This is a genomic window from Microbacterium phyllosphaerae, assembly GCF_050628115.1.
In the GTDB taxonomy this organism is placed as follows: domain Bacteria; phylum Actinomycetota; class Actinomycetes; order Actinomycetales; family Microbacteriaceae; genus Microbacterium; species Microbacterium phyllosphaerae_A.
In genome coordinates, this window is record NZ_CP192502.1 from 2684393 (window position 1) to 2699240 (window position 14848).

The following is a 14848-nucleotide window of genomic DNA, read 5'->3' on the forward strand; positions in this document are numbered from 1 at the left end:
AGGGCCGGGTCGGAGCCTAGACTTGCCGCATGGCTCTCATCGCGCTCACCGGCGGCATCGCCTCCGGGAAGTCGACCATCGCACGACGACTGGCGGAGAGAGGAGCAGTCGTCGTCGACGCCGATCAGATCGTCCGCGACGTGCAGGCACCGGGGACTCCGGTGCTCGCAGCCATCGCCGAGACGTTCGGCGCAGAGGTCATCGCCGCTGACGACTCGCTCGATCGCGCCGCCCTCGGTGCGAAGGTCTTCGGGGACGCCGATCACCTGGCGCGACTGAACGCGATCGTGCACCCTGCGGTCCGCGCCGAGTCTCAGCGCCGGTTCGACGAGGCGATGTCGGCCGACCCCGAGGCGGTCGTCGTGTACGACGTGCCGCTCCTGGTCGAAGCGCGGGTCGACGATCCGTGGGACCTGATCGTCGTCGCGCACGCGCCCGTGGAAGAGCGCAGGCGTCGGCTCGTGGAGATCCGCGGGATGGCAGAACGGGCCGCACAGGAGCGGATCGACGCGCAGGTCTCCGATGAGCGCCGCCTGGCGATCGCCGACGTGGTCATCGACACGTCCGGATCGCTGGATCAGACGCTCGCGCAGACGGATGATCTCTGGGAGCGGATCAGCACGTCGTGACCTTCACCGGTCACGCCCCCGGATCGCCCGTATACCGACGCCTGATCGTCGGTCTGTTCTTCGCGGGCATCGCGACCTTCGCGCAGCTCTATTCGCCCCAGGCCGTGCTGCCGCAGCTGTCCACAGCTCTCGGGATCTCGCCGGCGAGCGCCGCGCTCAGCGTGTCGGCGGCGACGCTCGGGCTGGCGGCCGCCGTCATCCCGTGGTCGATGGTCGCCGACCGCATCGGGCGGGTGCAGGCGATGGCGATCGGCGTGCTCACGGCGACGGTGCTGGGGCTCCTGGCCCCACTCAGCGCGGGGATGGAGATGCTCCTGACGCTGCGCCTGCTCGAAGGAATCGCGCTCGGGGCTGTCCCTGCGGTCGCGCTCGCGTACCTGAGCGAAGAGGTCAGTCCGCGAAACGCCGCCGCCGCAGCGGGCAGCTATATCGCGGGAACGACGGTGGGCGGGCTCGTCGGCCGGATCGTGTCCGGCATCATCGGCGAGCAGGCGGGGTGGCGAGAGGGCATGTGGACGGTCGCGGGGCTGTGCGCGGTGGCGGCCGTGCTGTTCCTGTGGCTGACCCCGAAGGCGCAGGGATTCGTACCCGGACGATTCCGTGACGACGCCGGACCGGGGATGCTCACTCGTCTGCTGGCGCCGCTCCGCTCGGGGCGACAGCTCGCACTGTACGCCCAGGGCTTCCTGCTCATGGGAGCGTTCGTGGCCGTGTACAACTACCTCGGATTCCACCTCGCCGAGCCGCCCTTCGAGCTGCCGGCCTGGGTGGTCACATTGCTCTTCCTCGCCTATCTCGCCGGCACCGTCTCGTCGCCCTGGGCCGGTTCTCTGGCCTCTCGCTTCGGGCGATACCCCGTGCTGCTGGGGGCGATCGCCGTGATGGCCGCGGGAGCGGCCGCGATGCTCGCTCATGCCACTCCGATCGTGCTGATCGGGCTGCTTCTCTTCACCGGGGGGTTCTTCGGTGCGCACGCGGTGGCATCGGGGTGGGCACCGGCGGCGGCAGGCCCCGACAGCAGAGCGCAGGCCTCCTCGCTCTACTACTTCGGTTACTACGCGGGATCGAGCCTGTTCGGCTGGGCGCTCGGCATCGTCTTCGGCCAGATGGACTGGGTGTGGTTCATCGTCGTGGTCCTCGCCATGTGCGGCCTCGCAGCGGCCTCAGCGGTCGCGAAGCTGCGCGGATCGCCAGCCGCCGGTTCCTCGTGAGCACGGGCGGCGCCGCGGAAGCCTGAGGAGGAGGCAGCGTCCCTGAGAGGATGGGCGCATGCCTCTGAATCTCCTCGCCGCCTACGACGGACAGCTTCGGACCGATGCCGAGACCGCTCACGCACTCGCCGTCTCATCGCTCGGACCCCTCCGTCTCGCGGTGTTCCCGGGCGGACGCGGCTTCGTGTCGTACGCGGACCTGGACGGAGCGGATGCCGCGCGCGCGGCCGAGCTGGTCGACGCCGCGCTGGAGCGCTTCCGCGGCATGGCGGACATCACGAGCGTGGAGTGGAAGACGCGCGGCCACGACCATGCTCCTGGTCTGCACGATGCGCTCATCGCGCGAGGGTTCGTGCCGGAGGACACCGAGTCGATCATGATCGGCGAGGCGGCGCTGCTCGCCGAGGAGGTCGCGGCTCCCGACGGAGTGGAGCTGCGCCGCGCCCGCACCGAGGTGGAGGTGCTGGCCATGGAGGAGATGCAGGGCGCCGTCTTCGAGGATCCGCACTGGCGTGCACGGGCGGAGACGACTCTGCAGCGCATCCGCTCGGATGACACGGTGGAGCTGTGGATCGCCGTCGCGGACGGGGCGGTGATCAGCGCAGGCCGCCTCGAACCCGTGGCGGCGACGGACTTCGCGGGGCTCTGGGGCGGTGCGACGATCGCGTCGTGGCGCGGCCGGGGGATCTACCGCGCACTCACCGCGCGACGCGCACGCTCCGCTCTCGCTCGCGGCAAGCGGTACCTCCAGTCCGACTCGACGGAGTTCTCCCGGCCGATACTCGAGCGCGCAGGGCTGATCAAGGTGTCGACCACCACTCCCTACGTCTGGGCGCCGGAAGCGGACTGAGCAGCTCTCCGTTCGCTGCTGACGGACGCGCGACCCCGGTGTCGGTGGCCCGGCATACGCTGGAGGTATGCAACCCACGCGCAGTGTCCGTCCCTTCGAGGTCATCAGCGAGTACGAGCCCGCCGGCGACCAGCCGAAGGCCATCGCCGAGCTGGCGTCACGCATCAACGCCGGCGAGACAGACATCGTGCTGCTCGGTGCGACGGGTACCGGCAAGTCGGCCACCACCGCCTGGCTTGTCGAGCAGGTGCAGCGCCCGACGCTCGTTCTCGCGCACAACAAGACGCTCGCCGCCCAGCTCGCCAACGAGTTCCGCGAGCTGATGCCCAACAACGCGGTCGAGTACTTCGTCTCGTACTACGACTACTACCAGCCCGAGGCGTACGTCCCGCAGACAGACACCTTCATCGAGAAGGACTCGTCGATCAACTCCGAGGTCGAGCGTCTTCGTCACTCGACCACGAACTCACTGCTCAGCCGTCGCGACGTGATCGTCGTCTCGACCGTCTCCTGCATCTACGGTCTCGGTGCGCCTGAAGAGTACCTTCGCGCCATGGTCGCCCTCCAGGTGGGGGAGAGATACGACAGGGATGCGCTCATCCGGCAGTTCATCGCGATGCAGTACAACCGCAACGACGTCGACTTCTCGCGGGGCAACTTCCGCGTGCGCGGCGACACGATCGAGATCATCCCGGTGTACGAGGAGCACGCGATCCGCATCGAGTTGTTCGGCGACGAGATCGAGGCGCTGTACTCCCTGCATCCGCTCACCGGCGAGGTCATCGAGAAGCTCGACGCGGTCCCGATCTTCCCCGCTTCGCACTATGTCGCGGGAACCGACGTGATCCAGCGCTCCATCGGCACCATCGAGCACGAGCTGGAAGCGCGGCTCAAGGAGTTCGAGCGTCAGGGCAAGCTGCTCGAGGCGCAGCGTCTGCGGATGCGCACGACGTTCGACCTCGAGATGCTGCAGCAGCTGGGGTTCTGCTCGGGGATCGAGAACTACTCCCGGCACATGGACGGCCGTCAGCCCGGCGAGCCGCCGCACACGCTGCTCGACTTCTTCCCCGACGACTTCATGCTCGTGATCGACGAGTCGCACGTCACGGTGCCGCAGATCGGTGCGATGTACGAGGGTGATGCGTCGCGCAAGCGCACGCTCGTGGAGCATGGATTCCGTCTGCCGAGCGCGATGGACAACCGACCGCTGCGCTGGGACGAGTTCAAGAACCGCATCGGTCAGACGGTGTACCTGTCGGCAACCCCCGGCAAGTACGAGATGGGCATCGCCGACGGCGTGGTCGAACAGATCATCCGTCCGACCGGCCTCGTCGATCCGCACATCATCGTGAAGCCGTCGAAGGGGCAGATCGACGATCTCCTCGAAGAGATCCGGGTTCGCGTGGGTCGTGACGAGCGCGTACTCGTCACGACGCTCACGAAGAAGATGTCCGAAGAGCTGACCGACTTCCTCGGAGAGCACGGCGTGCGGGTGCGCTACCTCCACTCCGATGTCGACACGCTCCGTCGTGTCGAGTTGCTCAGCGAGCTGCGGGCGGGCGTCTACGACGTGCTCGTCGGCATCAACCTGCTCCGCGAAGGTCTCGATCTGCCCGAGGTGTCGCTGGTCGCGATCCTCGACGCCGACAAAGAGGGCTTCCTGCGCTCCGGCACGTCGCTGATCCAGACGATCGGTCGCGCGGCGCGAAACGTGTCGGGTGAAGTCCACATGTATGCCGACAAGATCACCGATTCGATGGCCAAGGCCATCGAGGAGACAGACCGTCGTCGCGAGAAGCAGGTGGCCTACAACCTCGAGCACGGCATCGACCCCCAGCCGCTGCGCAAGCGAATCGCCGACATCACCGAGGTGCTCGCTCGAGAGGGCGCGGACACAGCCGAGATGATGTCAGGGCGCGGCCGCGCGACCGGCAAGGGCAAGTCGCCGACACCGAACCTGCGTCGTACGGGAATCGCTGCCGAGGGTGCTCAGCAGCTCGAAGCCGTCATCCAGGACCTGTCCGACCAGATGCTCGCGGCCGCGGCCGAGCTGAAGTTCGAGCTCGCCGGGCGTCTGCGCGACGAGGTGCAGGACATGAAGAAGGAGCTGCGTGCCATGGAGAAGGCCGGGCACGCCTGAGTCCCAGGAGACGACGATGGATGCGTCAGGAGAAGAGCTCGCCGACCGAGTGCGCGCGCTGCTGACCCTAGACGGAGAGGTCGAGGAGAAGCGGATGTTCGGCACCCGCGCCTTCCTTCTCGACGGACACATCCTGGTCGGAGCCCGTAGTGGTGGCGTGCTCCTCGTTCGAGTGGATGAAGAGCACGGCGCGGCGCTGATCACCAGACCGGGCGTCGATACGGCGGTCATGGGACCCCGGACGATGGGAACCGGATGGCTCGATGTGTCGCCAGGAGCGCTGGTCGGCGATGACGATCTGGCGTTCTGGCTCGACGTCGCGCGCGAGGACGCAGCCCGCGAGGGCTGACCGCTCGATTTTCAGGGGCAGTGGACGAGCGTCTTCGGGCCTGAGCGATCGATCTCGTGCTCACTCATCGGGGCCCCGCAGAGCGGGCAGGCCCGTTCCGCTCTCTCGGCAGCGCTCGGGGGAGGCGTCTTCTCGTAGGGTCCGACCGACGCCGGGCCGGCGAACCGGATCAGATTCGAGTTGATCCAGGAGTACAGGCCACCCGCCTCGCGGATGCGCGAGCGAAGAGAAGGGCGATCACTGGAGCGTGCCATGTTGCTTAGTGTACTAACTATTAGTGCCGTTGTATAGTCGAGCCGTGACCGCTACGGATGATCTGCTCAAGCTGGACAACCAGCTCTGCTTCGCTCTGGTGACGGCCGCGCGCAACGTCGTCGCGATCTACCGGCCGATCCTGGAGCCGCTCGGACTCACGCATCCGCAATACCTGGTGATGCTCGCGCTGTGGGAGCGCGCGCCGCGCCAGCTCAATGATCTCGCCGCTGATCTCGCTCTCGAGCCGGCCACCGCGTCGCCGCTGGTCAAGCGCCTCGAGGCCGACGGGCTGGTCGCCCGGCAGCGCAGCTCGGAGGACGAGCGCCGCCTCGACATCACCCTCACGGATGCCGGACGTGCGCTCCGCGAGCGGGCGCTCGACGTTCCTCGTCAGGTGATGGCGGCGGTGGGCATGGATCTCGAGCAGATCGCGACCCTGCGCGACGGGTTGTCGGCTTTCGCGGGTCGCCGCCCGACCCCGGAGTGACCGCGTCATAGGGTGTGGGCATGCCGAGTGACCGCCCGACAACCGACGCGCGTCGGGGTGTTCGTCGGCTCGGGCTCGTGAGCGCCGTCGCCGCACTCTTTCTCATCGTGATGATCGCCGCGGCGATCCAGGGGGCGCCGACATTCCGTCCCTCGGAGCCGGTGCCGCCCGCGTCGGAACCGCCGGTTCCCACGACTGCGCCGGGCGCGACGGGGCTTCCGGAAGAGGTCGAGATCGATCCCACGAGTGCCGCGGTGGTGCAGGTGTTCGCAGTGATCCTGATGCTCCTCGTGGTCGCCGGTGTCATCGCGCTCCTCGTGATCATCGTTCGAGCGCTGCTGCGGGCCTGGCGCAACAGGCCGACGGAACGGCGCGATGGGGCAGACGTCGCGGCAGAGGTCGCCGAGGTGGCTGCGGTTCCCGAACCTGAGGTGGTGGTCGAAGCCATCCGGCGCGGCATCGCCGGGGCGCTGCAGGCCATCGACGAACGCGCGCTGCCCACGGACGCCGTGATCGCCGCATGGGTCGGCCTCGAAGAGAGTGCGGCGGATGCGGGGGTCACACGAGCTCCGAGCGAGACGCCGGGGGAGTTCGCACTCAGGGTCATCACGCGGCGCTCCGGCATCGACGACGACGCCTCGGAGCTGCTGACCTTGTTCGAGCGGGTGCGCTTCGGCGCCCACCAGGCCACCGAATCCGAGAGGCACGCCGCCCGCGCTGCGCTCCGCCGGATCGACGAGGTGTGGCGATGAGGTGGGGGCGCACCGTCACCGCCGCCGTGGCCGCGGTGGTCGCGGCACTGGTGCTCACCGGTTTCGGTTTCACCTGGCCTTTCGTGATCGGGTGGAGTCTTCTCGTGAGCGCGATCGCGCTTCTCGCGCAGCTCGTGGTGCCGCCAGAACCCAGCGTCGACGCCCCGCACATCGCCGTGGAGCCCGACCGTCGGCCGACCGAGATCTCCCGCATGGCCTGGGCGCTGAACACGCACACGGGGCTCGCCGGCACGCAGATCACGCGCCGCGTGCGGGAAGCCCTCCGGCAGCGCCTCCAGCGCCGCGGAGCAGACCCGGCGGACCCCGCGAAACGGTCGCTGGTCTCAGCGCTGATCGGCCCCGATCTCTGGGCTCGACTTGAAGGGCCTGGGACCACAATCGGCGACATCGAGCGAGCGCTCGACGTGATCGACGCTCTCAGCCCGGGTCCGTCCGCAGAGGTCACGACGACACCGGGCACACCGCCTTCATCCGGCGGCCGCGCGTCGCTGTAACCGAGACACAGGAGATGACATGACAACATCCACCGAGATCGCCGAGGCCGGCGCTCGAATCCTCGCCGCCGTGCGCACCGTCGTGGTCGGGATGGATGACCCGCTCGAGATCGCGCTCGCCTCGATCCTGGCCGGGGGGCATGTGCTCTTCGAAGACGTGCCGGGGCTCGGCAAGACCCTTGCGGCACGCAGCCTCGCTTCGGCGCTGGGGCTCTCGTTCCGCCGGCTCCAGTGCACCCCGGACATGCTCCCGGGAGATGTCACCGGGTCGTACGTGTACGCACCCGACTCCTCGGACTTCGTCTTTCGACCTGGGCCGATCTTCACCGGTCTCCTCCTGGCCGACGAGATCAACCGCACGACGCCGAAGACGCAGTCGGCGATGCTCGAGGCGATGGCCGAGCGGCAGGTCACAGTAGAGGGCAACAGCTTTCCGCTGCCCGCGCCGTTCCACGTGATCGCCACGTCGAACCCCATCGAGTACGAGGGCACCTACGCACTTCCTGAGGCGCAGCTCGACAGGTTCATGGTCAGGCTCTCAGTGGGGTATCCGGATGTGACAGGTGAGGCGCAGATCCTGCACAATCGCGTCGGTCGGCGGCAGGAGGCCACCCACGTCCCCGCCGTCATCGATGCGGAACGGCTGATCGCGCTCCAGGCCGTGGTCGAGGCCATACATGTCGACGGGGACATCGCGCGCTACTGCGTCGAGATCGCCCGCGCGACACGGACCGCGCCGAACGTCGAGGTCGGGGCCTCCCCGCGCGGCTCGCTCGGTCTGCTGCTGCTGGGTCGTGCCCTGGCCGCCCTGGACGGTCGGGACTTCGTGCGACCGGATGACATCAAGCGGATCGCCGTGCCCGTGCTCGCCCATCGCCTCACGCTGACTCCGCAGGCCTGGGCGCAGGGCGCATCGGCCGCCGAGGTCGTGCGAGCCGTCGTGGGTCAGGTGCCCGTTCCTCCGACAGTGAAGGAGCGCGTGTGACGAGACCATCGGTGCACGGTCGTTGGAGTCCGACGTTGGCCGTCGCCATCGCCGGGGCGATAGTGCTCGCCGTCACCGGGCTGCTGTTCTCGCGTCCTGACGTCGTCGCCATGGGGCTTCCCGTCGCGCTGTGGAGCGCCCTCGCCCTCGGCCGAGGAACCTCGGGTGTCGGGGCCGAGCCGAGCGTCTCTTCGCGTCCGAGCGCCGCTGGAGAACTGCTCACCGAGATCTCGGTGCAGAGCGACGCCGAGATGGTCGAGCTGCTCGTGGTGCAGTCCGAGCGCAGGACTCGCCGCGCGATCCTTCCCGGGGCCGGCGCCGGGGCCACGGTCCTCGCACGGAGCCGCGTCCTCCACTCGGGCCCCGCGCTCCCTGTGCAGGTCTCGACGCGCGGTCTCGCTCTCGAGGGCGCCGTGCTCTCGGAGCCCTCCGAGATCGTCAGGAGCAGACGCCAGGTCGCTCCGACACCCCGAGCGGTCGGGATGCTGCCGCTGCCGAGAAGTCTGACCGGTCTGCACGGTTCGCACGAGGGGCGGCGTCCGGGGCAGGGCGGCGACTTCCGAGACATCCATGCGTTCGCGCCCGGAGATGAGCTGCGTCGCGTCGACTGGCGCGCGACGGCGCGGATGGCGCGGAGGCCGGGTGATCTGCTGGTGCGACGCACGCACACGCTCAGCGACGCGTCCGTGGTGATCGCGATGGACACCTCGGAGGACCTCGGCGCGGTCGTGTCATCGTGGGGGAGCGGGGACTTCGAGCGCAGCGGCGTGACGTCGCTCGACAACGCCCGTGAGGCCGCTCGGGGACTCGCCGGCAGCGCCATCGGTGCCGGCGACCGCGTCGCCCTGCACGTCCTCGTGCATGGCGGACGATCGCTGCGCAGTGGCGGAGGCTCTCGTCATCTCGCACGTCTTGAGGCGGCGATCGCCGCGACGGGGCAGGCTCGCGACGATGCGGCCTTCCGCAGAACCCCGCATGTGCCGCACGGCTCGGTCGTCCTCGTGCTGTCGACGTTCTTCCAGGGGGCGGCCGCGCAGACCGCGCTGATGTGGCGGGCGAGCGGGCACCGCGTCGTCGCGATCGACGTGCTGCCGCGGCTCGATCATTCCCGCCTCACTCGTCCTCAGCTCATCGGTCTGCGGACGGTGCTGGCGGAGCGGGAGAATGTGTTCGCCGACCTGCACGGTGCGGGCATCGACGTGGTGACCTGGGCGGACGATCCGTCCTCCGCGCTGCGCGAGATCGCGAGGGCCAGGCGATGAGAACGCCGAATGACACGTTGCAGACCGCGCCCGCCATCTCCTGGATCGTGGTGCGGGTCGTGTTGATCGCGGTCGTCGCGGTCGGGGCGTTCGTGCTCAACCCCTTCGTGGGGTGGCAGTGGGTGGCGGTCATCCTGGCCGTGACCGCCGCGGTGGTCCCGCAGACGCTCGCCGCGTGGGGCGGGGCCGCGTGCATCATGATCGGGATGCTCCTGTCCGAGCCGGATCTCGGTCGGGCGATGCTGGCGGTGCTCGTCGTGCACGCGATCCACGTCTTGACGTCGCTGACCCTCGTGATCCCTCGCGGCTCACGGGTCGTGCTCGCCGCGCTGCGCCCGACCGCCATCCGTTTCGTCCTGGTGCAGGCGATCGCCCAGCCGCTGACGATCGCCGTCATGCTCGGCGTCGACGGAGTCGAGGGCACCGCGCCGTGGGCGGTCGTCGCCGGCGGCGGCGCGGTCGTCGCGGTCGCGGTGCTGCTGCTCGTGAAGGCGAATCCGCGCCGGTCAGACGTGCGGCGGCGGGTGTGAGGGCGTTCCTGTGAGCCCTCACGGAGCCAATGTCCGTGGCCCCTCGTAGACTTGATCAGTGCCTATCGTCCCGGTTGCAACCCCAGGAAAACTCAGTGTTCGCGGTGCCCGCGTCCACAATCTCAAGAACGTCGACATCGACATCCCACGCGACTCTCTCGTCGTGTTCACCGGCCTGTCCGGTTCGGGAAAGTCCAGTCTCGCGTTCGACACGATCTTCGCCGAAGGGCAGCGTCGCTACGTCGAATCGCTGAGCGCCTACGCGCGGCAGTTCCTCGGCCAGGTCGACCGACCGGACGTCGACTTCATCGAGGGGTTGAGCCCTGCCGTGTCGATCGACCAGAAGTCGACCAACCGCAATCCGCGGTCGACGGTCGGAACGATCACCGAGATCTACGACTACATGCGCCTGCTCTGGGCCCGCATCGGCATCCCGCACTGCCCCGAGTGCGGTGAGCGAATCCAGCGCCAGACCGTTCAGCAGATCGCCGACCAGCTCATGGAGCTGCCTGAGCGCACCCGGTACCAGATCGTCGCGCCCATCGTCTCGCAGAAGAAAGGCGAGTTCGTCGACCTCTTCCGTGAGCTCGGGGCCAAGGGATACTCGCGTGCGATCGTCGACGGCGACCTGATCCAGCTCGCCGAGCCTCCCACGCTCAAGAAGAGCTACAAGCACGACATCGCGGTCGTCGTCGACCGTCTCGTGGCTGCTGACGACATCCTCGGTCGCGTCACCGACTCGGTCGAGACGGCACTGGGGTTGGCCGGTGGCGTGGTGCAGGTGAACTTCGTCGACGAAGAGGGCGACGACGCCTGGCAGTCCTTCTCCGAGAAGCTCGCATGCCCGAACGGGCACGCGCTCTCGCTGACCGAGATCGAGCCGCGCACCTTCTCTTTCAACGCGCCGTTCGGCGCATGCCCGGCGTGCTCCGGCCTCGGCACGCGCATGTCGGTCGACATCGACCTGATGCTCGGCGATGAGGAGCTCTCCATCCGCGAGGGCGCGATCGTTCCGTGGACCACCCAGGGCAAGGGGCTCTTCCAGTACTACGAGCGGCTGCTCGAGGGTCTGGCCGACGACCTCAAGTTCTCGCTCGACACCCCCTGGCAAGACCTCAGGGTAGATGTGCAGGACGCGATCCTCCGCGGCGACAACTATAAGGTCACCGTCAAGTTCAAGAACCGGTACGGGCGCGAGATGCGCTACGCCTCCGGCTTCGAGGGCGTCGTCCCCTACATCGAGCGGCAGTACGCGCAGGCCGAGTCCGACACGCAGCGTTCGCGCTGGGGCGAGTACCTCCGCGAGGTACCGTGCCCGGTGTGCGACGGCAACAGGCTCAAGCCCGAGGTGCTCGCGGTGCAGGTGCACGGCCACTCCATCGCCGAGGTGTCGCACCTCAGCCTCGCCGACGCCCGTTCCTTCATGGAGACGCTGACGCTCACCGATCGTGAGGCCAAGATCGCGGCGCAGGTGCTGCGCGAGATCCGCCTGCGACTCGACTTCCTGCTGCAGGTCGGTCTGTCGTACCTCAATCTCAGCCGCTCGGCCGGTTCGCTCTCCGGCGGAGAGGCCCAGCGCATCCGCTTGGCCACCCAGATCGGATCCGGGCTCACCGGCGTGCTCTACGTGCTCGACGAGCCCTCGATCGGTCTCCATCAGCGCGACAACCGGCGTTTGATCGACACTCTGCTCAAGCTCCGTGATCTGGGCAACACGCTCATCGTCGTCGAGCACGATGAAGAGACCATCGAGGCGGCCGACTGGGTCGTCGACATCGGCCCCGGCGCCGGCGTCAACGGCGGCGAGGTCGTGCATTCTGGGCCGTATTCGGCTCTGCTCGACGCGCCGGACTCGATGACGGGGGAGTACCTTTCCGGTCGTCGCGAGATCCCCACCCCCGCGAAGCGTCGCAAGCTCGACAAGAAGCGCATGCTGAGCGTCGTCGGCGCCCGCGAGAACAACCTCAAGAACGTGAGCGTCAACTTCCCGCTCGGCGTCCTGACGGCCGTGACAGGGGTGTCCGGATCGGGCAAGTCCTCGCTGGTCAACGACATCCTCTACCAGGTGCTCGCGTCGCGGCTCAACGGTGCGCGCACCGTGCCCGGAAAGCACACGAGAGTCTCGGGGCTCGACAACCTCGACAAGGTCGTGCACGTCGACCAGGCGCCGATCGGCCGCACCCCGCGCTCCAACCCCGCGACATACACCGGTGTGTTCGACCGCATCCGCTCGCTGTTCAGCGAGACGCCCGAGGCGAAGGTCCGCGGCTACCAGCCGGGGCGCTTCAGCTTCAACGTCAAGGGCGGTCGCTGCGAGGCGTGCTCGGGAGACGGCACGATCAAGATCGAGATGAACTTCCTCCCCGACGTGTACGTCGACTGCGAGGTGTGCCATGGCAAGCGCTACAACCGCGACACGCTCTCGGTGCACTACAAGGGCAAGAACATCGCCGAGGTGCTCGAGATGCCGATCGCGGAGGCCGCGGAGTTCTTCGAGCCCATCCAGGCCATCCACCGGTATATGAAGACCCTCGTCGACGTGGGCCTGGGGTACGTGCGTCTCGGTCAGTCGGCGACGACTCTCTCCGGCGGTGAGGCGCAGCGCGTCAAGCTCGCCACCGAGCTCCAGCGCCGCAGCAACGGTCGCAGCATCTACGTGCTCGACGAGCCGACGACCGGTCTGCACTTCGAAGATGTGCGCAAGCTGCTCGAGGTGCTCAACGGTCTTGTCGACAAGGGCAACACGGTGATCGTCATCGAGCACAATCTCGATGTGATCAAGTCCGCGGACTGGGTCATCGATCTCGGACCGGAGGGCGGTTCCGGTGGCGGTGAGATCCTGGCGACCGGCACTCCCGAGCAGATCGCCCGGGTCGAGGACAGCCACACGGGTCAGTTCCTCGCCGAGATCCTGGGTGAGGGGCGCGCCGCGAAGAAGGCCAGCTGATGGCCGACGTGCTGCCGTACAAGCCGAGGGCCGGTGAGATTCCGACCAACCCCGGCGTGTACCGGTTCCGCGATGCCGACGGTCGCGTGCTGTACGTCGGCAAAGCCAAGAACCTGCGCCAGCGACTGTCGAACTACTTCGCTCCGCTGCGCACGCTCCACGAGCGCACCCGACGGATGGTGACGACGGCATCGTCTGTCGAGTGGACGGTCGTGTCGACCGACGTCGACTCGCTGCAGTTGGAGTACATGTGGATCAAGGAGTTCGATCCGCCGTTCAACGTGCGCTACAAGGACGACAAGTCGTACCCGTTCATGGCGGTCACCCTGGGAGATGAGGCACCTCGGGTGATCGTCACCAGAAATCGCAAGATCCCCGGTGCGCGGTACTTCGGCCCCTATCCCAAGGTCTGGGCGGTGCACGAGACGATCGATCTGATGGTCAAGGCCTTCCCCATCCGCACCTGCAGCGACTCGAGCTACAAGCGGGCCATGCAGACGGGGCGGCCATGCTTTCCCGGGCAGATCGGCAAGTGCGGCGGGCCGTGCTCGATGACCGTGACGATCGAAGAGCACCGCGCGATGGTCGACGACTTCGTCGCGTTCATGGCCGGTGGTGACGAGCGCTTCACGCGCGAGCTGACCACCAGGATGCTCGCGGCGTCCGCTGCAATGGACTACGAGGCCGCGGCCAAGTACCGCGACAAGCTCTCGGCGATCGAGGCCGTGCTCGGCAAGAGCGCGCTGGTGTTGGCGACCGACGAGGACGCGGATCTGTTCGGCATCGCGGAAGACGAACTCGCCGCCGCCGTGCAGCACTTCGTGATCCGCGGCGGCCGCGTGCGCGGTGTCCGCGCGATGACGATCGAGAAGGAGATCGACATCTCCGGTGCCGAGCTCGTCGACCAGGTGCTGCAGCGCGCGTACGGCGATGCGCAGGACGTGCCTCGGCGCATCCTCGTGCCGTCGCTTCCCGACGACGCGGCCGAACTCGAGGTGTGGCTCCGAGAGCGACGGGGCAAGAAGGTCGAGATCGCGGTCGCCCAGCGCGGTCAGCGCGCGGATCTGATGCGCACGGCGACGCTCAACGCCCAGCAGGCGCTGATCCGCTACAAGACCCGACGCACGAGTGACTACGTCGCGCGCACCCAGGCATTGACCGACCTGCAGGATGCGCTGGGCCTGACCGAGGCGCCCCTGCGCATCGAATGCTTCGACATCTCGCACCTCGGCGGCACCAACGTGGTCGCCTCGATGGTCGTCTTCGAAGACGGCCTTCCGCGCAAAGACCAGTACCGATCGTTCAACATCCCCGAGACGACCGACGACACCGACTCGATGTACCAGGTGCTCCGTCGACGCCTGGCATACCTCGATCGCCCCGAGGAGGCCGACGAGCCCGCAGCAGTCGTGGCGGTCGCGGGCGAGACCGACGACGGCCTCGAGGAGGTCGTCGTCGAGGTCAAGCGCAGACCGCGCTTCGCCTATCCACCCCAGCTGCTGCTCGTCGACGGCGGTCAGCCGCAGGTCGAGGCCGCAGCGCGGGCCCTCCGCGATGCCGGGCATACCGAGATCGCTGTGTGCGGCATCGCGAAGCGGCTCGAGGAGATCTGGCTTCCGGGCGAGGACTTCCCGGTCATCCTGCCGCGCACCAGCGAATCCCTCTACCTGCTCCAGCGGCTGCGCGATGAGGCCCACCGTTTCGCGATCACGCACCAGCGCAAGCGACGAAGGAACGACATCTCGTCGGTGCTCTCCGAGGTCCCGGGTCTCGGTGCATCCCGGATCAAGATACTCCTGAAGCACTTCGGATCCGTCACCGCACTCCGGGCCGCGGCGCCAGGAGAGATCGAAGAGGTGCAGGGGATCGGCCCCGTGCTCGCTCAGAACATCCATACGCATCTCTCCACTCGCTAGGCTGTGCATGCGGGGGAGAA

At 68.0% G+C, this 14848-nt stretch carries 14 protein-coding genes; 13 read left to right on the forward strand and 1 reads right to left on the reverse strand.

The window, feature by feature from the left end; genetic code table 11:
* The first annotated feature begins 29 nt into the window (after positions 1 to 29).
* From coaE to ACQ4LY_RS12725, 5 genes are all read left to right on the forward strand, one after another.
* The gene (gene coaE / locus ACQ4LY_RS12705; protein WP_431072008.1) at positions 30 to 629 is read left to right on the forward strand and encodes a dephospho-CoA kinase; all 600 of its coding nucleotides are present in this window, start codon (positions 30 to 32) and stop codon (positions 627 to 629) included.
* Positions 626 to 1840 (forward strand): MFS transporter, encoded by a 1215-nt coding sequence (locus tag ACQ4LY_RS12710; RefSeq protein ID WP_431072010.1) that lies wholly within the window; start codon positions 626 to 628, stop codon positions 1838 to 1840. Before coaE ends, ACQ4LY_RS12710 begins: the two co-directional genes overlap by 4 nt.
* 58 nt (positions 1841 to 1898) lie before the next feature.
* On the forward strand, positions 1899 to 2690 hold the full coding sequence (locus ACQ4LY_RS12715) for a GNAT family N-acetyltransferase (protein ID WP_431072012.1): 792 nt from the start codon (positions 1899 to 1901) through the stop codon (positions 2688 to 2690).
* Positions 2691 to 2757: 67 nt separating this feature from the next.
* Positions 2758 to 4830 carry an excinuclease ABC subunit UvrB gene (uvrB, locus tag ACQ4LY_RS12720; protein ID WP_431072014.1) on the forward strand — a complete coding sequence of 691 codons (2073 nt, stop codon included), beginning with the start codon at positions 2758 to 2760 and terminating at the stop codon, positions 4828 to 4830.
* 16 nt (positions 4831 to 4846) lie between these two features.
* The gene (locus tag ACQ4LY_RS12725; RefSeq protein ID WP_431072016.1) at positions 4847 to 5179 is read left to right on the forward strand and encodes a TfoX/Sxy family protein; all 333 of its coding nucleotides are present in this window, start codon (positions 4847 to 4849) and stop codon (positions 5177 to 5179) included.
* Between the two features lie 11 nt (positions 5180 to 5190).
* On the opposite strand, the gene ACQ4LY_RS12730 is transcribed toward ACQ4LY_RS12725, so the two are convergent.
* Positions 5191 to 5433: a hypothetical protein gene (locus ACQ4LY_RS12730; RefSeq protein ID WP_431072018.1), complete on the reverse strand. Its 243-nt coding sequence runs from the start codon at positions 5431 to 5433 to the stop codon at positions 5191 to 5193.
* A 44-nt stretch (positions 5434 to 5477) separates the two neighbouring features.
* Between ACQ4LY_RS12730 and ACQ4LY_RS12735 the strand changes: the two genes are divergently transcribed.
* From ACQ4LY_RS12735 to uvrC, 8 genes are read left to right on the forward strand one after another with little or no spacing between them, the layout of a single operon-like run.
* On the forward strand, positions 5478 to 5921 hold the full coding sequence (locus ACQ4LY_RS12735) for a MarR family winged helix-turn-helix transcriptional regulator (RefSeq protein ID WP_056516593.1): 444 nt from the start codon (positions 5478 to 5480) through the stop codon (positions 5919 to 5921).
* A gap of 20 nt (positions 5922 to 5941) precedes the next feature.
* Positions 5942 to 6673, forward strand: a complete 732-nt coding sequence (locus ACQ4LY_RS12740; protein WP_431072020.1) for a DUF4129 domain-containing protein — start codon at positions 5942 to 5944, stop codon at positions 6671 to 6673.
* Positions 6670 to 7188 (forward strand): hypothetical protein, encoded by a 519-nt coding sequence (locus ACQ4LY_RS12745; protein ID WP_431072021.1) that lies wholly within the window; start codon positions 6670 to 6672, stop codon positions 7186 to 7188. The genes ACQ4LY_RS12740 and ACQ4LY_RS12745 overlap by 4 nt, the downstream gene beginning before the upstream one ends.
* A gap of 19 nt (positions 7189 to 7207) precedes the next feature.
* On the forward strand, positions 7208 to 8173 hold the full coding sequence (locus ACQ4LY_RS12750) for an AAA family ATPase (RefSeq protein WP_431072023.1): 966 nt from the start codon (positions 7208 to 7210) through the stop codon (positions 8171 to 8173).
* Positions 8170 to 9435, forward strand: a complete 1266-nt coding sequence (locus tag ACQ4LY_RS12755; RefSeq protein WP_431072025.1) for a DUF58 domain-containing protein — start codon at positions 8170 to 8172, stop codon at positions 9433 to 9435. The genes ACQ4LY_RS12750 and ACQ4LY_RS12755 overlap by 4 nt, the downstream gene beginning before the upstream one ends.
* Positions 9432 to 9965 carry a hypothetical protein gene (locus ACQ4LY_RS12760; protein ID WP_431072027.1) on the forward strand — a complete coding sequence of 178 codons (534 nt, stop codon included), beginning with the start codon at positions 9432 to 9434 and terminating at the stop codon, positions 9963 to 9965. The genes ACQ4LY_RS12755 and ACQ4LY_RS12760 overlap by 4 nt, the downstream gene beginning before the upstream one ends.
* Positions 9966 to 10023: 58 nt before the next feature.
* A complete protein-coding gene (gene uvrA, locus ACQ4LY_RS12765) occupies positions 10024 to 12912 on the forward strand; it encodes an excinuclease ABC subunit UvrA (protein ID WP_056307078.1) in 2889 nt (962 codons plus the stop codon).
* A complete protein-coding gene (gene uvrC, locus ACQ4LY_RS12770; protein WP_431072029.1) occupies positions 12912 to 14828 on the forward strand; it encodes an excinuclease ABC subunit UvrC in 1917 nt (638 codons plus the stop codon). The genes uvrA and uvrC overlap by 1 nt, the downstream gene beginning before the upstream one ends.
* The last annotated feature ends 20 nt before the right edge of the window (positions 14829 to 14848 follow it).